This window comes from Nocardia sp. NPDC003726 (assembly GCF_053586955.1).
The window spans coordinates 17483-39809 of sequence record NZ_JBSFNF010000024.1 but is presented as its reverse complement, the minus strand read 5'-3'; the positions used below and the strand labels follow the sequence as shown (position 1 = coordinate 39809).

Annotated in this window: 16 protein-coding genes, 1 tRNA gene and 3 pseudogenes; 6 read left to right on the top strand and 14 right to left on the bottom strand. The window is 67.7% G+C overall.

The genetic code is table 11. The annotated features are described in order from the left end of the window. Positions 1–10 precede the first annotated feature (10 nt). The 3 genes and pseudogenes from ACWDMM_RS26565 to ACWDMM_RS26555 form a co-directional block, all read right to left on the bottom strand. On the bottom strand, positions 11–469 hold the full coding sequence (locus ACWDMM_RS26565; protein WP_323124571.1) for a DUF2752 domain-containing protein: 459 nt from the start codon (positions 467–469) through the stop codon (positions 11–13). A 73-nt stretch (positions 470–542) separates the two neighbouring features. Next, positions 543–674: pseudogene (locus tag ACWDMM_RS26560) on the bottom strand (hypothetical protein); the annotation flags it as partial. Continuing rightward, a pseudogene (locus ACWDMM_RS26555) lies at positions 658–738 on the bottom strand (VOC family protein); the annotation flags it as partial. The pseudogenes ACWDMM_RS26555 and ACWDMM_RS26560, both read right to left, overlap by 17 nt. Positions 739–930: 192 nt before the next feature. On the opposite strand from ACWDMM_RS26555, the gene ACWDMM_RS26550 reads away from it, so the two are divergent. Together ACWDMM_RS26550 and ACWDMM_RS26545 are read left to right on the top strand one after the other, a co-directional pair. Beyond that, positions 931–1983, top strand: coding sequence for an alpha/beta fold hydrolase (locus ACWDMM_RS26550; RefSeq protein ID WP_357110632.1), 1053 nt, complete (start codon positions 931–933; stop codon positions 1981–1983). A gap of 239 nt (positions 1984–2222) precedes the next feature. Beyond that, entirely contained in the window at positions 2223–2678 is a 456-nt protein-coding gene (locus ACWDMM_RS26545) for a hypothetical protein (RefSeq protein WP_195077990.1), read from the top strand. Between the two features lie 136 nt (positions 2679–2814). Here the strand turns inward: ACWDMM_RS26545 and ACWDMM_RS26540 are convergent, their stop codons facing one another. The 7 genes from ACWDMM_RS26540 to ACWDMM_RS26510 form a co-directional block, all read right to left on the bottom strand. Continuing rightward, the gene (locus ACWDMM_RS26540; RefSeq protein ID WP_195077989.1) at positions 2815–3477 is read right to left on the bottom strand and encodes a hypothetical protein; all 663 of its coding nucleotides are present in this window, start codon (positions 3475–3477) and stop codon (positions 2815–2817) included. Between the two features lie 145 nt (positions 3478–3622). Further along, a complete protein-coding gene (locus ACWDMM_RS26535; protein WP_449940061.1) occupies positions 3623–5248 on the bottom strand; it encodes an MFS transporter in 1626 nt (541 codons plus the stop codon). 602 nt (positions 5249–5850) lie between these two features. Beyond that, positions 5851–7593, bottom strand: a complete 1743-nt coding sequence (locus tag ACWDMM_RS26530; protein WP_357208945.1) for an nSTAND1 domain-containing NTPase — start codon at positions 7591–7593, stop codon at positions 5851–5853. 67 nt (positions 7594–7660) lie between these two features. After that, positions 7661–9061: a cytochrome P450 gene (locus ACWDMM_RS26525; RefSeq protein WP_449940058.1), complete on the bottom strand. Its 1401-nt coding sequence runs from the start codon at positions 9059–9061 to the stop codon at positions 7661–7663. A gap of 669 nt (positions 9062–9730) precedes the next feature. Next, a complete protein-coding gene (locus tag ACWDMM_RS26520; RefSeq protein WP_195077984.1) occupies positions 9731–10765 on the bottom strand; it encodes a small ribosomal subunit Rsm22 family protein in 1035 nt (344 codons plus the stop codon). A 69-nt stretch (positions 10766–10834) separates the two neighbouring features. Beyond that, complete coding sequence (locus ACWDMM_RS26515) at positions 10835–12094, bottom strand: PP2C family protein-serine/threonine phosphatase (protein WP_449940055.1); 1260 nt, start codon at positions 12092–12094, stop codon at positions 10835–10837. Further along, positions 12091–12900, bottom strand: coding sequence for an alpha/beta fold hydrolase (locus ACWDMM_RS26510; protein ID WP_449940052.1), 810 nt, complete (start codon positions 12898–12900; stop codon positions 12091–12093). The genes ACWDMM_RS26515 and ACWDMM_RS26510 overlap by 4 nt, the downstream gene beginning before the upstream one ends. A 514-nt stretch (positions 12901–13414) precedes the next feature. On the opposite strand from ACWDMM_RS26510, the gene ACWDMM_RS26505 reads away from it, so the two are divergent. The 3 genes from ACWDMM_RS26505 to ACWDMM_RS26495 all read left to right on the top strand — a co-directional run bounded on the left by ACWDMM_RS26505 (position 13415) and on the right by ACWDMM_RS26495 (position 16316). Beyond that, positions 13415–14170 carry a ZIP family metal transporter gene (locus ACWDMM_RS26505; RefSeq protein WP_195077981.1) on the top strand — a complete coding sequence of 252 codons (756 nt, stop codon included), beginning with the start codon at positions 13415–13417 and terminating at the stop codon, positions 14168–14170. Positions 14171–14829: 659 nt separating this feature from the next. Beyond that, positions 14830–15501 carry a chymotrypsin family serine protease gene (locus tag ACWDMM_RS26500; RefSeq protein WP_357110610.1) on the top strand — a complete coding sequence of 224 codons (672 nt, stop codon included), beginning with the start codon at positions 14830–14832 and terminating at the stop codon, positions 15499–15501. A gap of 467 nt (positions 15502–15968) precedes the next feature. Continuing rightward, entirely contained in the window at positions 15969–16316 is a 348-nt protein-coding gene (locus tag ACWDMM_RS26495; protein ID WP_195077979.1) for a DoxX family protein, read from the top strand. A gap of 440 nt (positions 16317–16756) precedes the next feature. On the opposite strand, the gene ACWDMM_RS26490 is transcribed toward ACWDMM_RS26495, so the two are convergent. Both ACWDMM_RS26490 and ACWDMM_RS26485 read right to left on the bottom strand, forming a co-directional pair. Further along, positions 16757–16829 (bottom strand) — tRNA-Thr (locus ACWDMM_RS26490). Positions 16830–16892: 63 nt separating this feature from the next. Continuing rightward, positions 16893–18128: a DNA polymerase III subunit delta' gene (locus ACWDMM_RS26485; protein WP_435406596.1), complete on the bottom strand. Its 1236-nt coding sequence runs from the start codon at positions 18126–18128 to the stop codon at positions 16893–16895. Positions 18129–18207: 79 nt separating this feature from the next. On the opposite strand from ACWDMM_RS26485, the pseudogene ACWDMM_RS26480 reads away from it, so the two are divergent. Continuing rightward, a pseudogene (locus ACWDMM_RS26480) lies at positions 18208–18333 on the top strand (response regulator); the annotation flags it as partial. Positions 18334–18854: 521 nt separating this feature from the next. On the opposite strand, the gene ACWDMM_RS26475 reads toward ACWDMM_RS26480, so the two are convergent. Together ACWDMM_RS26475 and topA are read right to left on the bottom strand one after the other, a co-directional pair. Continuing rightward, entirely contained in the window at positions 18855–19361 is a 507-nt protein-coding gene (locus ACWDMM_RS26475) for a mycothiol transferase (RefSeq protein WP_195077978.1), read from the bottom strand. Between the two features lie 31 nt (positions 19362–19392). Further along, complete coding sequence (topA, locus tag ACWDMM_RS26470; RefSeq protein ID WP_323124588.1) at positions 19393–22239, bottom strand: type I DNA topoisomerase; 2847 nt, start codon at positions 22237–22239, stop codon at positions 19393–19395. Between the last annotated feature and the right edge of the window lie 88 nt (positions 22240–22327).

Below are 22327 nucleotides of genomic sequence, written 5' to 3'. Positions count from 1 at the left end.
CATGCGCGTGTTACACGGGTGTGAACAGGGTTCCCCACGGCGTATTGCGTACGACGGTGTAGATCGCCAGCAACGCGAAGAATGTCCACATGGTGGTCCGGCTGATCGACGGCAGCCGCATCTTCCGGCCGCGCCACGCTTGCGCCGTCCAGTCCAGCACCCAGACCGCGAAGGCGAGAACCAGCGGCAGCGCGAGCAAGTTGCTGTGCAGGGCATCGATGACATGCCCGTCGGTGAGGTTGTGCACGGCGCGCATCCCACCGCAGCCGGGGCAATACCAGCCGGTCAGGGCGTAGACCGGACAGGTGCCGTAGGAGCCTTCGACGTGCGGGTCGCGCACGTGCAGCAGCAGGCCGACACCCACGCCGACGCCCGCCACCAGCAGCGGGAGCGCCGCCCCGCGCCACCCGGTCTTCGGCTCGGTTCCCGGGTCCGTCACCGGGGCGGAGGCAGGATGCGCGATGTCCACCAGTCAACGGTAACCGGGCGGTGACATGCGCCGCTACGGCGCCGACTCCGATCCACACGACGCTGCCCGGGGTGCCGTCCCCGTGGTGCTCGCTGAGATGAAGCGTCGCCTCGGTCCGGGGAGACCTGCGCGTAGAGGGGGAACTCGGCGCCGAACCGGTGCTCCCAGTCCACGGCGAAGCCCAGGTAGTCCTGGTAAAACGCATAGGTCCGCGCGACGTCGAACCTGCGCACGACGGGTATCGGAGCGGCGAACTCGATGGCGGCCATGCCGCGATCTTGGCATCGAGGCCCGACAACCTCGGAAAAAGCACGTACGACTTTTTCTGCCGAAATGATCTTTTGCCGTACGAATCCGGGGGTACTCCCCGATATAGACCACGAACACCGGCGTGCAGCGCTAACACTAGCAAGCACCGTTGCTTGCACTGTACGGTGACGATGGACACAAAGGAGTGCCTGATGCTGGTGAAGTCGATGAAGACGCTGGCGGACGCGTATAACGGTGCGCTGACCGCCGACTACCGCGCCGGACTGCGGTCCCGCACCTTCCGGACCGCGTCGTTGAACGCGCCCACCGCCCGCCACGCGGTCATTCCGGTCACCACCAAAGACGGCGCTCGCCTGCGGGTGCACGCGTACGGTCCGGCCAAGGGCGATGTCATCGTGCTGATCCACGGCTGGAGCTGCAGCATCGAGTACTGGAACCCGCAGATCAACGCGTTCGCCGACCGGTACCGGGTGGTCTGCTACGACCAGCGCGGCCACGGCGCGAGCGAGCCGGGCAAGACCCTGCCCAGCAAAGAGTCGCTGGCCGACGATCTCTCGGCCGTGCTGGCTGCCACGCTGCGTCCAGGACAGCGTGCCGTGCTGGTCGGCCACAGCATGGGCGGTATCACCGTGCAGGCGTGGGCGGCTCGCTATCCGGAGCAGGTCCGCAAGCAGGCCGCGGCCGCCGTCCTGTTGAACAGCACGTCGGGCAACATCCGCTACGACACGGATCTGCTTCCCCTGCTCAACAAGCCGTTGACGTTGGCGGATCGCCCCCTCACCCTGTTCGGCGCCAGCGTGCGGATGCCGATGATCGTCGCGGAGACACTGCTGACCGCCCCGGTCCCGCTGCCGGGCGGCTGGCCGACCAGCGCGCTGCTCAAAGCCCGCGTGATGACCCCGCACGCGACCGCGGACCAAGTGGAGTTCGCGCTCGGCATCGTGCGCTCGTGCAGGCCGCTCACCCGCGGCAGGCACGCCGCCGCACTCGCCGACATGGATCTCGCCGAAGCCGCCGCCGCTCTCACCGTGCCCACCACGGTGATCGCGGGCGCCCACGACCGCTTGCTGCCCGAACGCATGTCCCGCCGCATCGCCGATGCGCTCGCGGAAACCGGTCACCTGGCCGCCTACCACGTCTGGCCCACGGGGCACTTGGGCAATATCGAAGCCGCCGATCGCTTCAACGCGGAACTGGCCGCCATCGCCGAGAGCGCACACCTGCACTCCGCGGCCGCGGGCTGACCCCGGCGAACGCTGCTCCTGGGCGGGGCTGAGGCCCCGGTCGAGGAGCAGCGTTTCCGAACCACGATCGGCCCGCCCCGCCACAATCTCCAACCGGCGGTCGCTTGTCTTGAATTGCCGGGCACTCCGGTGCCGGATCACGGCTACTCAACGCACCCCACATAGGCTCCCGTTAACACTCCGCGAACTCATGTCGACACAGCAGACAGACAGTTTCGGTCCGACGAAGGGAGCAGCGGGTGAATGTTCGGCATCGTGTGGCGGTCTTGGCCCTGTCCATCGGCGCACTCGGTGCGACCGCCCCGGCGGTATCCGCGCTCCCCCTCGGTGTCCCCCCGGCACGAACGCTCTGTGCCGGGGGCGGCGCGGGCATCGGCATGATCGCCGCCTACTACGACCCCGACCGCAACTACTCCGGCGACCCCACGCTGTGGATCCGCCCGGAATTCGTCTTCGCGCCCGACCGGCCCGGCGGCTCCTGTGGCGTCACGGTCACGGTCTCTTGGCGTAACTCCGACACCGGGGTGTTCGGCACCCTGCCGCCGATCCGGCTCGATGACAACACACCGGCCGAGGAGAACGTCGCAGGCGCCTGGGTGCCGGTGTCCATTCCCTCCGGTCTGGGGCGCGTGGAGGTTCTGATCGCGACGGACGCGCCCCACGTCCCCGGAAAGGGAGTCTTCGTCGTGACGTAGACCATGCGCCCGGCGCTACGACGTGCTCCCACCCGGATCCGGGCCAGCGGCGCCGGGCCCCTCGGCCGTCTGACGCCGCCGGCCCCCGCACGTGGCGACCCATGTACTCAGGCCGCGACGCGATGCGGATCGTCTCTCAGCCGGCGGCGCGGCGCGCCTTCATGCTCCGGACCCACTGCGCGACAGCCGCGACGGCCGAGAACATCGCCGTCGCTCCCGCCAGCAGCGCGGTGCCGGTGAGTTTCGCGGTCGAGAACTCGACCTTTCGAAGCCCTGGCAGCGGATATTGCCCGTTGCCCGAAGCCCATCGGATCACGTAGCCGACCTGAGTGCCGAGGTCGGTGGGCGGGCCGGAGCCGATCATGGAGCGCAACTCCGGTCCAGCCCCGTTGAGATAGATCAGCGTGAAAGCGATGAAAAGCGCGACCGCCACCGCCGAGCCGGTCGTCAAACGAGCCAGCGCCTCGGTGCGCGCCCAGAGATTGGCCAGCGCGGCCAGGACGGTCAAGAAGATCGCGATTGTGGCGAGAACGGCCCACTTGCCGCTCAGGTTGGAGTGAGCAGGCGGGTTCTTCGACCAGAGGCCGACGAGCGTAGTGGTGATATGGGTTTGCCCGAAGGCATTGCTCCAGATCGTGCCGTCCGGTCCTCCGGTGGCGAGCCACGGCTTGAACAGGAGGGTGAACGTGACGACGCTCCCAGCCGCGGCGCCCAGATAGCCCCAGTTGTCCCGGAGCAGTAGAGCCAGCGGTCGCAGCGCTGCCCGGAATTGCGGCGCCTTGGCTCGCAGTCGCGGCATCCTGGCCCGGAGTTTCGGCAGCCGCGCCCGAAGTTTGGCGACGTCGACCCGGCGTTTTCGAGTATCGCCCGGCGAGCGGCTCGTCGAGGCTGCCTGTTGCTGCCGGTCACGACTCGCTCGCCAAGGAGTTGGCTGCACCATCTCGCTAGTCCCCCTTGATCGAATCGGTACATGGTGCGCCGTCCGACAACGGCTCGCTGACCACGGCAGCGGGCTGCCGTGCGGCCGGTTGCCGGCGAGTGGCTGTCTCCGGAGCCGTCGAGGTGTCGCCGCCCGCCTCGGCGTCGACGGCCAAGCCGGGAGTCGTCGCCTCCGTTTTCGCCACCGACAGCGGATCCGCGATGTCTTCCAAGGACTGACCTTCGGCGTTCACTCCGAAGAACCAGGCGACCAGACCACCGAAGATCATGAACCCGGCGCCGATGAGGTATCCCACCGTGAGCGGGAACCGGTCGGGACTCGGGTTGTCGGCGCCACCGACCAGGTGGCCGAAGAGGAACGGTGCGACGACCCCGCCCGCGCCCTGCGCGATGGCGAAGAAGAACGAGATGGCTTGACCGCGCAATTCGAGCGGGAAGATCTCGCTCACCGTGAGGTAGGCAGACGATGCCCCCGCGGAGGCGAAGAAGAAGATGACGCACCAGAAGAGAGTCTGGGTGACGGCGTTCAGGATGCCTGCGTTGAATGCCCAAGCGGAAATGAAGAGCAGGAAACCCGAGCCGAGATAGGTAGCGCAGATCATCTTCCTGCGGCCGATGCTGTCGAAGAGCGGGCCGAGCACCAAAGGACCGATCAGATTACCGACGGCGAACGGGAAGAAATAGTATCCCGTGTGATCGGACGGCACGTCGTAGAAATTGATCAGCACCAAGCCGACGGTGAAGAATATGGCGTTGTAGAGAAATGCCTGCGTGGCCATCATCGTGAAGCCGAGGAAGGAACGCGATGGGTACCGGCCGAAGAAGATCCTGGCCATCTGCAGGTAGGACAGCCGATCCGCGTCCACGATGTCCAGGGCTTTGCTCTCGTCGACCGGAGGGAGCTCGATTCCCTGGCTGCGCACCTGCGCTTCGATCTCATCGACGGTCCGCTCCGCTTCCTCGGCCCGCCCGTGCGTGAGCAGCCAGCGCGGGCTCTCCGGGATGTGCCTGCGCAGGAAGATGATGATGAAGCCGAGGACGGGCCCGATGAAGAATCCGATCCGCCATCCCCAGCCGGTCGGGATGAAATTCTCGTTGAACAGGATCAGGCTCGCCGCCGCTCCCAATGCCGCGCCACCCCAATAGGTGCCGTTGATCGCGATGTCCACCCTGCCCCGATACCTGGACGGCATGATCTCGTCGATCGCGGAATTGATCGCCGTGTATTCGCCACCGATTCCGGTGCCCGCGATGAAGCGGAACAGATACAACGACCACGCGTTCCACGAGAAACCGGCCAACCCGCTGCCGATCAGATAGATCGCCAGGGTCAGGATGAACAGTTTCTTGCGACCGAGCCGGTCGGTGAGCCTGCCGAACACCAAGGCGCCGACGACCTGACCGGCCAGATACCACGAAGCCATCGCACCGACCTGCCCGGACGTCAGATGCAGCGCCTCGACGTCTTGCAGCGGCCCGCCCATGCTGCTGACGATCTGGATCTCGATTCCGTCAAGGATCCAGGAGACGCCGAGCCCGACGACGATGAGCCAGTGGAACTTGGTCCACGGAAGCCGGTCCATCCGGGCGGGCACCAGACTTCGCACGACCTTGGTTTGTGTTTCCAGCACTTGACGGATCACCTCGATTTCAGAAGAAGGCCGGACCGCCGCGGGGCCTGCGGGACGCCCCTGCCCGAACGCCGCGCGGGGATCACCTCGCCCCAGGGTGACCTCGACCAGTGGGCCGAACCCGGCGCCCGGAACGCGAAAGCCCCAGCACAGCGCGGTCGTGAGCGGGAATCGCGTCTCGACATCCGCACTGGTATCGCTCCTCAACGGCCTGAGCGGAACATGGTTACGCCCGATTTACGTAGCTATTGGATCGTTGTGAATTGTGCCACTAACTGGCGGCGCATTAAAGCCCGGCATCAGTCTTCCCACTGCTGACACCACGCGGAACTCGTTGAGCGACATGGCGTATTCAGGCGTCAGGGGATCGGCGGCCAAGGTCGCACCCCCAGCCTCTCCTGCGCGTCACGCTGCGCTGACGGCCCCGACCACATCCATCGTCGGAGCCGAGCAGGTCGCCGGCTTGCCATCCAACAGTGATCCCGCCCAGATGTCAGCAGTTTCCGCTCACGGGCGGGACTATCGGCATCGTCCGGGTCGAAAGCCCGCTATGGGCTGAGCAGACCGCCTTGTTCCGCGGCCGGGGGGCCGCATCGAAGCGGTCACGCGGTCATAGAAGAGTGCGTGTTGTCGAGCCGGAAATCGAGGCCTGTTGCCGGGGTGTCATGTCGGCCCCTTCCCCGGAGATACGCCACGATGGTCGCGGCGGAGTCTCGTTCGAACCTGATCGACTCGTCGAGGAACTCGGTTGCCGAGATGGCCAAGGTCGGGTCCGCGTGGCGCAGCGCGGTCACCAGGCGGCCACCGCGGTACAGGAGCGCCGGATCGCGACCGGAGGATTCCCATTCGGCGGCGTCGAATTCGGTCCGCCTGCGCCAGATCAGCGCGGCCTTCTCGTCGGAGATCCAGGTGCTCAGCCTGCGCCAGGTGAGGAGCAGATTGTGCGCGAGATGGGTGGATCGGTCGTCGACGGTGAGAATCCGGGCTCGGGTCAATCGTGCGAGGAGCCGGGAGCCGGACGGCGTCCTGGCGGCGACCCGGTCCAGCTCCATGTGCGGTAGGAAGCGGCGCACAACGCTGCCGTCGGTGTGGACCGTGACCAGGTGGAGCAGCAGTTGCCGGGAGTCGGTCTTCTCCTGATCGGAAAGCATGTCCCAGGCCGTTTCGGCCATGCGTTCCACGATGCCCGCCACGCCGCCGATCCGGGCGAGCCCTGCCACGGTCAACGTGTTCTTCTCGCGGGTCGACCAGAGTGCGCGCAAGGTCATCGAGAGCAGCGGCACGGCGCCGGGCTCGGCGAATCCCGGGTGCGCGTGGTGCGGCGGAAGCCGGTCGATCAGCGTTGACTGCAGCAATTCCGCCACACCCGGCTGGACGGTGACGCCGTGGGCGCGTGCCGGGTCGGTGATCGCCGAGGCGATGTCCTGCGGGCCGAGCGAATCCAAGGTGAGGCTGTTGTGCTCGATCGCCTCGGCCAGGACCGGATCGCCGGTGCAGGCCGCGACGGCGTCGGCGCGGATCACCAGCAGAATCTGCGCCATCTCGGAGATCTTGTGCAGTACGGCGAGGAAATGAGACACCTGCTGCGGATCCGAGCGATCGGTGAACAGGTCCTCGAACTGATCAATGATGATGAGGGGGCGGCCATTTCGGCTCGGTTTCATTCGCTCGAGCAGGGCGTCGTAAACGCGGTCGACGTTCCCATGGTCGGATGCTTCGATCAGTGACCGGATCGGATTCGCACCGGGACTCAGCAGCACGGCTTGCCGATTCGGCGCCGTCGACTGCAGCGCGGGCAGCAGTCCCGCCCGCAGCAGTGACGTTTTGCCGACCCCGGAGGCGCCGACGAGTGCGAGGTACCTGCCGGGCCCCTGCACCAGTCCGACCAATTGCTCGACGGCACGAGCCCGCCCCGCAAGAGGTGTGACCGAGGACCGATACGGGTCGAGGCCCGGATACGGGACGGTCTCGGGTGTCCCGGTCTGTTCGACGACCGGCGATCGGGCCATCGACCACAGCGCTCGCCAGCTCGGCATACTCAGCAATTCGATGGATGCGCCCGTACGACGCCGCACGCGCTCGCCGAGTTCTACGAGGACGGGAGCCAGCGTCTCGAATCGCGCTGGAACGTTGCGTCCGGCCTTCCAATCGCTGATCCGCTGCGCCGAGACCGTTACCGGCCGTGCCGCGCCCTTGGATTGCTGAGCACGCCGCTGGGCCCGCATCGCGACGCTACGCAGTGATGGGCTGTCCGCCGCGTCGTAGAGCGCCGCGAATCTGCGCGCGAACTCCTCGCGCGCGAAGTGCGCATTGTTCCCACCACTGAAGTGAACTGCTGGCCTCACGGTCAACACCGCCCCCGTTCCGCTCGTACAGGCACTCGGTTCCGCCCCCGTGCCCGAATTTGGTGTCTTACAGCTTTGGACGAGGCAGCAGCCTCGTCGGTTCCCTTCTTCTTCCGAAAGTTCTAGCAACAGATCGTGAGACGTGCCCGCGCTCTGTCAGATCGGACAGTTCGCTCGACTCCTGCCTGCGGCTTCGCTGGTTCACCGGGATGCCGCCGGGCTGCAGCAATGTGGCGAATTCTGATGTGGTCTGGGCGAGTTGGGGTAACCGGAGGGCTCCGGCGGCGGTGACGTGCCGCGCGGCGAGGACCATCTCGATGGTGCCGAGATGGGATCCGGGGCACACGCGCGTGCCCGAGCCGAACGGGAGATAGACGTGCCTGCGCTGGCCAGCGGCTCCGCTGGACCAACGATCGGGGTCGAAGTGGTCCGGCTCGGTCCAGTACCGATGATCTCGGTGCAGCAGATATGGGCACATAACCACCTCGTGACCGGGTTTCATCCGAAAACCCGCCACCTCCGTGGGGCGAACGGCGGTGCGCGAAAGAATCCACTGCGGAGGGTGCAGGCGCAGTGTCTCCCGGATCACCGAGAGTGTGTAGGCGGCTTCGGTCGGCAAGCCCGCGGCGGTCAACCGGCTGCGTCCCAGCTCGTCGGTGACCCGCGCTCGGATGTCCGCGTGGGTGCCCAGACGAAGCAGCAGCCACGACAGGGCGACGCCGGGAACGCCGGGCGCGGCGAACATCGCCATCCGCAGCACCGCGAGGATCTGAGCCTTCGACCTCGGTTCGGCGTCGTGCAGCAGGACATCGAGCAGGTCGCGCGGCGCGGCGGGTCGCGGCGAGTGCGCACGCGATCCGATACATTCGGCCAGCAGCGCCATCAGTTCCCGGTTGGCCGAATCCGCCGCGGCCGCAGCGGGTCTGGGCAGCCAGCGCACCCGGGCCTCGGCGCGATCGATGGTGTCATAGGAGCTGGCGAAGAGATTCGTGGCGGCAGTGTGTATGTCGTCGATCAACGACTGTGTTTCCGCATCGCCGCCGAAGCAGAAGTCGGCGATCCCCCGGCCGCAGAGATCGCGGCATGTTCCGACCAATTCGGTTCCGAGGCCGGCCAGATCCGCGGGGAGCCAGTGGGGCGATCGCGCGATGTGGGCGTCGACGATGTCAGCCCGGAAGCCGCGCCACAATTCACGCCGGACCGTCATCCAAGCGGGAAGCCGGGCCAGTCGCGCCGCGCGGCCTCGTGCTCCGGCGATGCCACCCGAATCGATGACGAAGTTAGTGTTCGTTTCCGCGAGCACGCGGTGCACAGTGTCCGGTTCGAACACCGCGATGACCCCGCTGGCGAGCCGGGCGCCGTCTCCGCCGGTGCGCTGAGCCTGCCGGAGCCAGGACAGCGGATCGCGCCGGAATGCGGCGAGATCTCCGACGGAGCCCCCCTTCCCGATCAGTGAACGGGCGGCCATTGATCGCACGTGTAGTACAGGTAAGCCCGAGCGACCCGCGCTCGGGTGAGCCGAAGGAACCAAGCGGTGGCAATATCTCGCATAGTGTGAACCAGTCCAATTCTGAAAGGAGGATCGATCGGTACCTGGGAAGAATGGCACGCGCGGGATCGTGGTTCAATGACGGCTGCCGGAATTATCGAGTTCTCGCAGGCCAGTTGCGATGGAAAGTCGTCCGGTCCGGACATGGTGCCGCGGACGAGCCTGCGCATCGAGCTCGCGGCCCGGCACGCGAGCGGAGCGCGGTGACACCGGGCACGATGCCGGACCGGATCACGTCATGCGGAACATCAAGCGCATCCTCGCTGGTGAGCGTGGTCGTACGGCGGGGCGGTTGTCCGGTCCGGACAGCATTTTCGGACCGTTGACCTGCGCTGGCGTCCTCGGTTCGAACTCTCCTATTGAAAAGCGCCGATGGCCGCCATACCGTTCGGTCCAGAAAGCTTCTCGAGAACCACCAGCCGTGGGAGTCGGCGTGTCGTTCGCCAAGGAGTCGGGGAGGAAGCGGTGGGAAGGAAAAGTGTGCCGCGTCTTTCGGCGATCCGAATTATCGCCGCCAATTTTTTCATGGGCGGAAATTCAAAATTCCGCTTGTCCGAGCGGCCAGTTCGGAGAATTTCTATTCCCCGGTTACCGGTGTTTCGACTGATCGATTCCTTCGGGCGCTGGCGGTCGATCCGCCGCGCGGGGGGATATCGGCCAGGCGTCGCCCCAAGCCACGTCTCTTGCCCCGCGATACGCCGCGCCGTGTCGCTTGGAGACGAGAGCTTGCCGCATGCCGTCGTCGGCCGTGCAGACCTGCAGCGTGACCAAGCCCTTGCGTTTGACCGGATGCCGCAGGATGCGGCCCGGGGCGGGGGCGTGCGCGGTCCGGGACGCGATCACATAGCAGAACTTCTCGTCCTCATGGCCGAGTTCGCCGCCCTTCAACCGCCGGTGCAGGGAGGTGCGGTTGATGCGCGTGCTGAAATGGCACCAGTCCGTCCCCTCGGCCAGCGGGCACACGTGCTGATGCGGACAGGGGGCCACGACAGTCAGCTCGGCCTCGATCAAGATGTCGCGGGCGGCGAGGATTCTGCGGTGGCCGTCCGGAGTTCCAGGCTCGATGATCGCGACCACGTCCGCCCCCTCGGCCGACCGAGCCACCAGGTCGGCTTGGTCTGCCGCGGAAAGTTCGCTCAGCACGTAGGAGATGGTGACGAGGTCGGCCGCGCCGAACGGTTCCCGAGCGGCGAACGAGGTGCGCCGCCACGCGGCGGAGCGCATCGCCGCGGTGGTAGCGCCGGCCGCGAGTTCGTGCCCCAGCCGCAGCGCTTCCTCCACCTGATCGAGAATGGTCACCTCCGCCAAGGAGGGGAACAGATCGGCCGCTGCCCACAACGCCGCGCCGGTGCCCCCGCCGATGTCGAGCATCGTCCCGGGTCGGAAGCCGGGCGCTCGGTCGGCGAACCGCTCCAGCGCGCTGCGCACCGCTGCCCACGTGGCAGGCATGCGATAGGCGGCGTAGGCGGTGACGTCTGCGGTCGAGGCGAGAATCGGCGACGCTGCCGGGCGTGGGTCCCGGTACCGCGCGATCAGCCGTTCGACCGAGGCGGCGAGCTGCCGCTGGGGAACGCCCGCGCATGCCCGGTCGAGGGCCTCGACGAGTTCGACGGGCAGTTCCACCCGAGAAAACTCCTTCGGTCGGTGATGGCTGGCCCGTCATTCTGGCACGGCCTCTCCGCCAGCCGCGTCTCAGCGCGCGGCGCCCCGGGGCTGAGGTAGCGCGTGGAGGGCCAGGAGGGCGGTGTCGTCCTCCACTCCCGGCCCGAAGGAGTCGAGCAATTCCCGGATCGCTTCGATGCAGCCGGAGGCCGTGACGGGCGCCAGCGCGCGAGCGAAGTCGGCGAGGGCTCGGTCGCCGTAACGACCGCCGTTCTCCGTGACGCGAGCTTCGGTGAGTCCGTCCGTGTAGAGCAGCAGCGTGTCCCCGGCTTCGAGCCGGAAACTCCTGGTGACGATGTGGGCATGCGGGATGGCCCCGATCAGCTGGCCACCCCACGTGTGCATCTCCTCCACGTCGCCGTCGGCACGCAGGAGCAGCGCGGGCGGGTGCCCGCCGCCGGCCAAGGTGATGTCACAACCCTCGCGATCGAGTGTGGGCCGGATGAGCCCGAAGATGATCGTGCAGAAGCGGGGCCTGTGCCCGTGGTGTCGCTCGGTGAGCGTGGCGTTGAGCATGTCGAGCACCGCGGCCGGGTCATGGGTGTATGCGGTGGCCGTGCGCAGTGTGTACCGGGCCAGTGAAGTGAGTGCTGCGGCGGGGGCTCCCTTGCCGCAGACGTCGCCTAGGAACATTCCCCAGGTGTCGGCACTAATGGGGAACAGATCGTAGAAGTCGCCGCCCACCTCGTCGACGGAGGCGATGTGGTAGTACGCGGCGACCTCGAGGCCGGGAACTTCGGGCAGGTCGGGTGGCAGCAGAGTGGTCTGCAAAGTGGCGTTCAGACGCTGCAGGCGTTCGCGCTCCTGCTCGGCTTCGCGCCGTGCCCGCAGCAGCTCCGTCTCGTAGGCCCGGCGCTCGCGGGCGTCGAAGACGGTGGTGCGGATCAGTAGCGGTTGCCCCTCTCCGCCGGTTTTGACGTGCGAACTCACCAGGACGGGTAGTCGGCCACCGTCGGCGGTCTTCATCTCGAGGGCGATGCCGCGAATGTCGCCCTGCATCCGGAGCAGCGGGGCGAAATGGGTTTCGTGATAGAGGCGACCACCCACGGTGAGCAGGTCGGAGAAGTGTTTGCGGCCGACCAGTTCGTCGCGCCGCCAGCCGAGCCAGTCCAGGAGCGTGGCGTTCACTTTGGCGATGCGGCCGTCCAGCGAGGTGGAGAGGTATCCGCAGGGGGCGTTCTCGTAGAGGTCCTCGGCGCTGTCCTCCAGTAACGCGGCGAACACCGCGTCGTCGTCCGTCCCCGCTCCGAGAGCACTGCCGCCCTCTCGGTCGCCCGCCTCGCCCGTCATCCGGTTTCGGCGGCGAAGGCGGCGATGGCGGCGGCGGTCTCGGCGGGAGAACTGAGCTGGGGGCAGTGTCCGGTCGCGGTGAGCGTGACCAGCCGGCTGCCCCGGATCCGTTCGTGCACGAACGTCCCGACTTCGGGCGGGGCGATGGCGTCGGCGGAGCATTGCAGGATCAGCGTGGGTACGCCCACATCGTCCAGATCGTCCCGGTTGTCGGAGAGGAACGTGACCCGGGCGAACACGCGCGCGATCTCCGGGTCGGTGCGACAGAAACTGTTGGTGAGTTCTTCGGCCAGCTCCGGACGGTCCGGGTTGCCCATGATGACCGGCGCCATCGCACCCGACCAGCCCAGATAGTTCGCATCGAGCGCTTCCAGGAGTTCCTCGATGTCGGCGGCGCTGAAACCGCCCCGGTACCCGGTCACCGGATCATCGATGAAGCACGGCGAGGGCGTCACCAGGACCAGTCCGGCGAATGCCGCGGGCTCGCGTGCGGCGGCGAGCACGCCCATCGTCGCGCTGACCGAGTGCCCCACGAAGACCACCGGCCCCAACTCCAGCCCGCGAAGCAGCGCCAGCACATCCTCCACGTAGCCGTCCATGCTGGAATACCGCGACGGGGTCCACGCCGAGAGATCCGAGCGGCCCGCGCCCACGTGGTCGAACAGGACGACGGTGAAGTCGCGCTCGAGAACCGGCACGACCAGCCGCCACATGTGCTGGTCACACCCGAAGCCGTGGGCGAGCACGACCACCGGCGCGCCGATCTTGCCGCGCACGCTCACATGGTTCCTGCTCAATAACTCCACACAGACACCTTCGCAGAAAACCCACGCGCGCGCTCACCCCGGGGTTGCCCTGGTGAGTGACATCGACGCGGAGCCTCCGTCGACAGCGGAGGACGCCGGGCCCGTCGCACCGCGAGCCGCTACCTGCTCGGCGTCACACCGGCCGGCCGCCGGACACTGCCCTCGAGGCTTCACCGGCAAAACCGAGACTCCGGACCAGGAGCATGCGCCCACCCTCGAACAGCGGACGCGAAGTGGCCGAACCGCAACGCCATCAGATCGGCGAGCTGGCTGTCCCAGCCCGACACTGCCCATCATGGTTCGGTCCATGACGCCGAGAAGTGGCTTCGCTGTGCCGAATTCAACTTCCTCGGAATGTGGCCCCTCCCCGAGTTCTCGTTCATCGGGCTGCCGTGTACACACGAGCTGGATCGACATCTCGTTTCCGTCTCGCCGGTGCGGGTAGCTCCGAAGAGGAATCAGCGCGATCGTCGGCATCGGTTGGACGTTCGGCGGAGGAGGAGAGGGATCTTCGGTGTCAGGGTTGTGGGCTGCGGGTGGCTGGGGGCTTCTGGCCGGATCCGCCTTGCTGGCAGGAGCTTTGGTCGGCTATTTCGCGCGCATCCCGACGAAGATCATCGCCAGCATCATGGGTTTCGGTAGCGGAGTGCTCCTGTCGGCGGTGTCGTTCGAACTGATCGCCGAAGCTCACGAACGCGCAGGGCTGGCACCAACGGCACTCGGCGCGGTGACCGGGGCGGTGAGCTACACCCTGGCGAACCTAGCTTTGGCGCGCCGCGGCGCCCGGCACCGCAAACGCTCCGGAGATCAGCAGCCCAGCGAATCCGAACAATCCGGCTCCGGCACCGCCATCGCCTTGGGCGCGCTGCTCGATGGCGTCCCTGAGTCCATCGTCATCGGCACCAGCCTGCTCGGCGGCGGAGCCGTCAGCATGGTGACCGTAGCCGCGGTGTTCATCAGCAACATCCCCGAAGGCCTGTCCAGCGCGGCGGGAATGCGCCGAGGAGGCCGTTCCCGGCGCTATGTGTTCACCCTCTGGGGCGGGATCGCGATCATCAGCGCGGTGGCCGCGATGTCGGGCTACGGACTGCTCGGCGGCGCCCAGCCTGCCGTGCTCGCCGCGATCACCGCCCTGGCCGGTGGCGCGATCCTGTCCATGATCGCCGACACCATGATCCCCGAAGCATTCGAACACGCCCATCTGTGGGTCGGACTGATCACGGTGGCCGGATTCCTCACCGCGTTCAGCCTGTCGCAACTCGAGCGATAACCGCTGAGGACGATTCTCCGCCCCGACGCCGCCCGGCGGGATCGACTCGCCGTGGTGACCCGACGAACACGCCGACCTCACGTCCGCCGGCCCCCGCGTCGTCGAGGTGGTGTCCGGTGACGGTTTCATTTGAATGCTGGCGGGTAGCTGACCGTTATGACAGCGATGCGAAACCGACCAACCCGAATCGCAGGGGCGGAGTGGGGAACCGCAGTCCTGGCCCTGTTCACCTGCTTGGTTCTCTCCTTTGGCATCACCGCTCTCACCGGCTCCGCCGGCACCGCAGCCGCGGCCACAGCGTTGCTGGCCGCGGCGATCTCGGCGACGTCGAAGATTCTTCCTTACTCGTGATATCGCCGCACCGACCCGACCGGCGATTGCTTCCGTCAAGTGCGCCGAGGGGGTGCACCGACGCCTTCCGGTCGCCAGCCGGTTCGCCGGCGGCCTAGGCCCTACGACACAGCGGAATCTGCCGACCGCTGAGGCAGTATGGCCGACGCCCCGTTTCCCTCGCGCAGGTATGGGTAGCCCGAACAAGCAACGCGCGGAACCCCCTGTTGCCGAAGGGGTTCCGCGATCGATGACAATGCGGTGCCGAGTTCGTCGGGCACGGCTGGAGTCGTGTCGCCGGAACTGGGCTCGACCCGATGGGAGGAACGATGGCTGGTGCGTGGATGAAGGTTATCGCCGCGGCGGCACTGGCTTGCGGCCCCGTCTCGGTCGGCGCAGGCACCGCGGCCGGTGTTCCGCAGTTACCGCCGCCGCCGATCGGCGGTGGGTCCGGCATCGTGATCGACGACGAAGCCGAATGCACGCTCACCACCATCGGCTACGACGCGGCAGGCCGATTGGTAGGTCTGACGGCGGGCCATTGCGGTGAACCGGGAGCGCGCGTCACGTCCGTCACCTATCCCAGCTACGGGGTGCTCGGACGGTTCGTCTACGCCGATCACGAACTGGACTACGCCGTCATCGACTTCGACGCCACGCGAGTGGCTCCGGCCCGGGACGTCGGTGGGTTTCGCATCGAGAATCTCGGCGCTCCCGCGCAGTTCCCCGACATCGTCTGCAAGAAGGGCCGGACCACCGGCCAAACCTGCGGTGTCGCCTGGGGCGACATGATGGGCGACAGCCGGGACACCTGGACCCAGATGTGCGTGCTCAAAGGCGACTCCGGCGCGCCGGTGGTGATCGGTTCGACCCTGGTCGGAATGGTCAACGCCTACTTGGGCATGGGTTGTCTCGGACCCGAAGTGGGAACCGACATCAACGCCATCCTCACCGACATCGACGCCCGCAACGACATAGGCGCCGGATTCCGGCCCATCTGAACTGCATCGCCGAGCAATGCGGGCCTGCGGGCGTGTCCGACCACGCTATGCGCCCGGTTTTCAGCGTGGACCCGTTCGGAAATCGAGGACCGCGCATGCGCGGGATACACGGTCAGCGGCGGCAACGGTCTGCGGCCTCCGTGCAGGATGCCCTCGCCGATGTGCGGAAAGAGTGAGCGACGAACCCTGCTCAGCGAGCGACGGATAGGTTCCAGCGTCGTCCGTGCTCGGGCTTGTTCCGGACCTCGTGTGTCAGTGCGAACGCCGCCCAGGCGTCGTCGCCGACTTCGATGGTGACCTGAACTCAGTGCTCGAGCACTTCGAACTGGCGAGCACCCTCCCGGCGGCGGCCGCCGATGTCAGCGGGCGAATCGGCGAGATCATCGACCGCTCGATGTCACACCCCGACGCGCTGTGTCGTCATCGAGGTGAACCCATCCGAACCACCGAGAAACCGGGAAATCGCCATGAGCACCGCATATGTCGTCGTCACCATCGCCGCTGCCGCCTGGGTCGGCTTCTCGGCATTCTCGCTGCTGCGGCGGGCAGCGTTCGTCGTGGACCCGCTGGTGGAATACGGTGTGCCGCAATCGTGGTGGACCCCATTGGGATTGGCCAAGGCCGCCGGAGCGCTCGGGTTGCTCGTCGGCCTCTTCGTTCCCGCGGTCGGAGTCGCCGCGGCCATCGGCCTGATCCTTTACTTCGCAGGCGCGGTGATCACTGTGCTGCGGGCCCGCTCGTACAAGACCGTGGCGTTTCCGATGCTGTACTTGATTCCGGTCGCGATCGCGCTGGGGCTGGGCGTCACCGCGTAAGGAAGACGACGGCACCCCGCGAACCGGGTCCCGGTGGACCGGCGCGGGGTCCGGCGTGTATATCCGCGCGCGAGCCCGATGGTCCCGCCGAACTGCCCCACCGTAGGCATAGGCGAGGTCACCACGGGTACGAAGCAATCATCGAAACCGGTGGCGCGTCTGGCTTGACGCATCTTCAGCGCCTCCGCGACGTCGACCTTGCCGACGAACTCGGCCCACCCTTGGGCCACCGGCCTACGCGTTGAACGTCTCCGAGGACTGACGGCGCTTACCGTCGGGATCGCGGGAGTAAAAGCAGCCTGTAGACGACGCGGCAAGCAGGTGCAGCGGCCCTGTGCACTTTCCGGCTCGTCGGAAGGTACGTCGCGGTTGATGACCACGGTGCAGACACCAGGTCCGTACCAGGCGGCCGGAACCACCGTGACCTGGCTGTTTGATTGAGCCGCCTGGGGGAATCGAACCCCCGACCTTTTCATTACGAGTGAAGCGCTCTACCGACTGAGCTAAGGCGGCGTGCCTTTCGGCCAGGGCAGTCTATCGTCTCTTCCGCCCGATCGCGAAAACGGGTGGTCACGGTCATTGTGCGCGGGCTGCGATGAGGGCGGCGGCCATGGCGGCGAGGGCGAAACGGGGTTTGACGTTCTGGTCGAGCGCGGTGCGACAGGCGAGAACGGCCTCGATGGACTTCAGCAGGCCCTCCGGGCGCATGCGGTCGGCCAGATCGTGGATCTCGTCGGTCAGGTCGGGGTGGGTGAGCGCTACGCCGGAGCCGAGCCGGGTGGCCCCGAACCGCACCGCGAGCGCGTCGCGATAGACGCCCGCGACGTCGATCAGGGCGCGATCGAGGGCGTCGCGGCCGGTGCGGGTGGCGCGGGATTTCTGCCGCCGCTCGAGGTCCTTGAGCACGCCCGCGGAGCCGCGGGTGGCGCTGGCCGCGCCCTTGCCGGTGCCGCCCGCGCCGAGCGCGGTGGCGAGTTCCTCGCGCTCACGTTCGTCGCGGACCGCGCTCATCTGCTTGGCCTCGTCGTCGGCCGCGCGCACCAGCTCGTCGGCGGCGGCGTAGGCCGCACCGGGCTTTCCGACGGCCGTGACCAAGGCCAGGGCACGCTGCCTGCGGGCTCGCGCCTCCTCGTCGGTGGCGAGCCTGCGGGCACGGCCGACATGCCCGCCGCTGATGGACGCGGCCCATGCCGCGGTCTTCTCGTCGAGGTTGTCACGCTCCCGCAGCACCCGCGCGATGGCGGCCACCGACGGCGTCACCAGGTGCACATGCCTGCAGCGGGAGCGCAGCGTGATCGAGATGTCCTCGGGGTCGACCGAGGGCGCGCAGAGCAGGAAGACCGTCCGGTCCGGCGGCTCCTCGACCACCTTGAGCAGCACATTGCCCGCCGCCTCGGTCAAGCGGTCGGCATCCTCGATGACCACCACCTGCCAGCGCCCGGTGCTCGGCCTGCGCGAGGCGACCTGCACGATCTCGCGCATCTCCTTGGTACTGATGCTCAGCCCCTCGGGCACCACCCGGCGGACGTCGCCGTGCGTGCCGGCCATGGTCGTGGTGCAGGCGTGACACCTGCCGCACCCCGGCGTGGCCGGGTCGGTGCACTGCAGCGCCGCCGCGAAACACAGCGCGGCGACGGATCTGCCCGACCCGGGCGGGCCGGTGAACAACCACGAATGCGTCATCGCGCCCTCGACCACACCGGCGCGGGCCGCGACGGCGGCAGCCGTCAGCTCGGACTCGACCGCCTCCTGGCCGACCAACCGATCGAAGACTCCCGCCACGGCGTACACCCTAGCCGCCCCGGCCGACATCTCCAGGGCCCGCTTGTGCGCCCGCCGGGTCGCCAGCACGCGCAGCTCGGCAGTGATGGTGCGCGGCCCGCCACTGATCATCGAGATCGGCGGGCCAGAGGCGGACAACGGCGAGCAGGCCGTGCGGATGACCCGCTGCCTGCGTCCCGACGTGGTGCTGATGGACATCCGCATGCCCGTCCTCGACGGCTCGGCCTGCCTTCGAGGTGGGTCGGGGCATGGGCGCGGGAAACCTGGTCGCGGCCCTGCGGCCGCGCGGTGGACTCCGCGCCGGCCCCGATCGGCACGCTGTCGTGCCGGGACGAAGCGCGTTTCCCGCTGTGTTCCGGTGGCGTGGCGTCGAGGCCGCCGCTGTGGACGGACGCGACGTCAGGGGACTCCGCGGTTTCCGCGCCGGTTGCCGACTCGCGCAGCAGCCGCGGCACCAGCGTGAGGGTCAGCGCGCCGCCGCACGCCGCGGCGACGACCAAGGTGACCCAGCAGGTCCATGCCCGCCCGAGCCGAGCACACGCTCGGCCACATATGCGGCGGTTCGCGCCGATGCACCGACAGGCTCGGTTCGAATCGGGGAATCGATGACGGAACGACGCGAGCGGCTGTAGCCGGACTTACTCGCCCGCGCTGGCGACCACTCCCCGCAGACGCCCGGTCTCGGCGCGGCGCACGGCAGCCCGGGCTGCCTGTCAGCCCGAGGATGCCGCGGCAGTACTCGGCGTAGACGCGGGACTAGGAAGCCCGCTGCCGCGTGCTGTTCGCCCCGTCCAATTCCTCACGGATGATGTCGGCGTGCCCGGAGTGATGCGCGATCTCCCGCAGGATGTGCAGCACCGTGTAGCGCACCGACTGCCAGATCCGCTCCGGAGTCCACGGCGTTGTCGGGGTGGGGATCGAGGTGTCGAGACTGTCCACCGAACGGATCAGCTCCGCCGTCGCCGCGGCGACCTCGTCCCACGTGGCCAGCAGTCCGGCCACGGTCTCGTCATCCGCCATGACGTATTCGGCGGCGAATTGCGAGACATCCAGCTCCGCGTTCTCGTCGCGCCGCACGATCACCGACGTCCAGTGCCGTTCGCAGCTGACCAGGTGGTGCAGCAATCCGCCCAGGGTCAGCTCGCTCACCGTGGTCCGCCGCCGCGCCTGCTCGTCATCGATGCCGCGCAGCGTGATCCGGAAGAGCTCGCGCTGGTCGGCGAGCATCGCGATCAGATCCTCGCGCTCCTGTTCGGTACTCATGGCGCTCAGGCTACGGCCACGAGCCGCGAACTCACGACTTTCCGACGCCGGCCTTCTTCGCCGCCGCCTTCTGCGCGGTGGTCTTCTTCGCGACCGTCTTGGTGGCGGTCGCCTTCTTGGCGGCGGTCTTCTTCGCGGCGGTCTTCTTGGCGGGCGCCTTCTTCGCCGCGGCTTTCTTCGCGGTCTTCTTCACCGGCCCGCGCGCCCGCCGGTCGGCGAGCAGCTCCATGGCCCGCTCCGGGGTGATCGATTCGATCTCGTCGCCCTTGCGCAGCGTCGCGTTGGTCTCGCCGTCGGTGACGTACGGACCGAAGCGGCCGTCCTTGATCACCATCGGCTTGCCGGTGGCCGAGTCGTTGCCGAGTTCCCGCAGCGGAGCGGCGCTCGATGCCTGCCGTCCACGGCGCTTCGGCTCGGAGTAGATCTTCAGCGCCTCTTCCAGCGTGACGGTGAAGATCTGATCCTCGGTGTTCAGCGAACGCGAGTCGGTGCCCTTCTTCAGGTAAGGCCCGTAACGTCCGTTCTGCGCCGTGATCTCCTCGCCACTGGCCGGGTCGGTACCCACCACGCGCGGCAGCGACAGCAGCTTGAGCGCGTCGTCGAGCGTGACGGTGGCCAGATCCATGGACTTGAACAGCGAACCGGTGCGCGGCTTGGGCGCCGCGGCCTTCTTCGCGGTCTTCTTGGCGGGCTCCTGGCCCTCCTGGGCCTGGGGTTCGGGCAGCACCTCGGTGACGTAGGGACCGAAACGCCCCTCCTTGGCGACGATTTCGTGCCCCGACTCCGGATCGACGCCGAGCGAGCGACCTTCTTGCGGCGTCGCGAACAGTTTCTCGGCGACCTCGGGCGTCAGCTCGTCCGGCGGAAGATCGTCCGGGAGGTTGGCCCGCTGCGACACCGCATTGCCTTCGGGGTCATCGGGATCGGTGACCATCCGCTCCAGGTAGGGCCCGTACTTGCCGACCCGGACGACCACGTCGCGCCCGGCGGCGTCGGTGAACAGCTTGATGGAGTTGATCTCGCGGGCGTCGATGTCGTCGAGCCGGTCCCCCACCATCTTCTTCAGACCGCCGGACCGCGCGACCGAACCCTCGACGCCGTGCTCGCCGCCGAAGTAGAAGCTGGACAACCAGTTTCCGCGCTGCTCGCGCCCACCGGCGATGGCGTCGAGGTCGTCCTCCATGGCGGCGGTGAAGTCGAAATCGACCAGCCGGCCGAAATGCTCTTCCAGCAGGCCGATCACGGCGAACGCCACCCATGACGGCACCAGCGCGCTGCCGCGCTTGTAGACGTAGCCGCGGTCGAGGATCGTCTTGATGATCGACGAATACGTCGACGGACGGCCGATGCCGAGTTCTTCGAGCGTCTTGATCAGCGAAGCCTCGGTGTAGCGCGCGGGCGGATTCGTGCTGTGCCCATCGGGATTCAGCTCGACCGCGGTGACGGCCTGGCCTTCCTCCAGCGCGGGAAGCCTGGACTCCGCGTCGTCGGACTGCCCGCCCGCCTCCTCGTCGACGCTCTCCACATAGGCCTTCAGGAAGCCGGGGAAGGTGATGGTGCGGCCGGAGGCGGAGAACACGCACTCCTCGCCGGTGCCCGCGACGCCGGTGATGCGCAGCGTGAGCGTGGTGCCCCTGGCGTCGGCCATCTGGGAGGCGACCGTGCGCTGCCAGATGAGTTCGTAGAGGCGGAACTCGTCGTTGTCCAACCGCGCGTGCAGTTCGCCTGGGGTGGCGAAGGTGTCGCCCGCCGGGCGGATCGCCTCGTGTGCCTCCTGGGCGTTCTTCACCTTGCGGTTGTATTGCCGCGCGGTCGGGTGCACGTACTCCGAGCCGTAGAGCTGAGTCGCCTGCGCGCGCGCCGCGGCGATGGCCGACTCCGACAGCGTCGTCGAGTCGGTACGCATATAGGTGATGTAGCCGTTCTCGTACAGTCGCTGCGCGACCCGCATGGTCCGCTCGGAGGTGAAACGGAGTTTGCGTCCGGCCTCCTGCTGCAACGTGGAGGTCATGAACGGCGGATAGGGCTTGCGGGTGTACGGCTTGGCCTCCGCCGATGAGACCACCAGATCGACGCCGTCCAGCGCCTCGGCCAGGCGCCGCGCGTAGCCTTCGTCCAGTACGACGACGCCGTTGGTGGACTTCAGCCTGCCGTCCGAACCGAAATCGCGTCCGGTGGCGACCCGCGCGCCGTCGACGGTGACCAGTCGCGCGCCGAAGGTTCTCGGGTTGGTGGCGTCGCTCCCCTCGCCGTTGCCCGCGTCCAGCTTGGCGGCGATGTCCCAGTACTCGGCCGAGCGGAACGACATCCGCTCACGTTCGCGCTGCACGATCACCCGGGTGGCCACCGACTGCACGCGGCCTGCCGACAGCCGCGGCATGACCTTCTTCCACAGCACGGGACTGACCTCGTAGCCGTAGAGCCGGTCCAGGATGCGGCGGGTCTCCTGTGCGTCGACCAGATCGTTGTCGAGGTCGCGGGTGTCCGCGGCGGCCGCCCGGATGGCGGGCTCGGTGATCTCGTGGAACACCATCCGCCGGACCGGGACCTTGGGTTTGAGCGTTTCCAGCAGGTGCCAGGCGATCGCCTCGCCCTCCCGGTCGGGGTCGGTGGCCAGGTAGAGCTCGTCGGCGTCCTTCAACAGACTCTTCAGCTCGGTGACCTTGGCCTTCTTGTCCGGGCTCACGACGTAGATGGGTTCGAAGTCGTTGTCCACGTCGACGCCGAGGCGCGCCCAGGACTGGCCTTTGTACTTGGCCGGGACATCGGCCGCGCCGCGCGGCAGATCCCGGATATGGCCGACCGACGCCTCGACCGTGTAGTTACGACCGAGGTATGGCGCGATCTTGCGGGCCTTGGTCGGGGACTCGACGATCACGAGACGACGCAGGGGACGACCCTGGTCGGCTGCACCGAGGTCTCGTGTTGCCACCGGCGAATACACCTTTCCTGATCGACCCGCGCTG

What these genes read in the sequence shown, in the direction of transcription:
- ACWDMM_RS26550 (WP_357110632.1), top strand. Translation starts at nt 931, where the DNA reads ATGCTGGTGAAGTCGATGAAGACGCTGGCGGACGCGTATAACGGTGCG.
- ACWDMM_RS26540 (WP_195077989.1), bottom strand. Translation starts at nt 3,477, where the DNA reads ATGCCGCGACTGCGAGCCAAGGCGCCGCAATTCCGGGCAGCGCTGCGA.
- ACWDMM_RS26525 (WP_449940058.1), bottom strand. Translation starts at nt 9,061, where the DNA reads ATGGCCGCCCGTTCACTGATCGGGAAGGGGGGCTCCGTCGGAGATCTC.
- ACWDMM_RS26515 (WP_449940055.1), bottom strand. Translation starts at nt 12,094, where the DNA reads ATGACGGGCGAGGCGGGCGACCGAGAGGGCGGCAGTGCTCTCGGAGCG.
- ACWDMM_RS26500 (WP_357110610.1), top strand. Translation starts at nt 14,830, where the DNA reads ATGGCTGGTGCGTGGATGAAGGTTATCGCCGCGGCGGCACTGGCTTGC.
- ACWDMM_RS26495 (WP_195077979.1), top strand. Translation starts at nt 15,969, where the DNA reads ATGAGCACCGCATATGTCGTCGTCACCATCGCCGCTGCCGCCTGGGTC.
- ACWDMM_RS26485 (WP_435406596.1), bottom strand. Translation starts at nt 18,128, where the DNA reads ATGTCGGCCGGGGCGGCTAGGGTGTACGCCGTGGCGGGAGTCTTCGAT.
- ACWDMM_RS26475 (WP_195077978.1), bottom strand. Translation starts at nt 19,361, where the DNA reads ATGAGTACCGAACAGGAGCGCGAGGATCTGATCGCGATGCTCGCCGAC.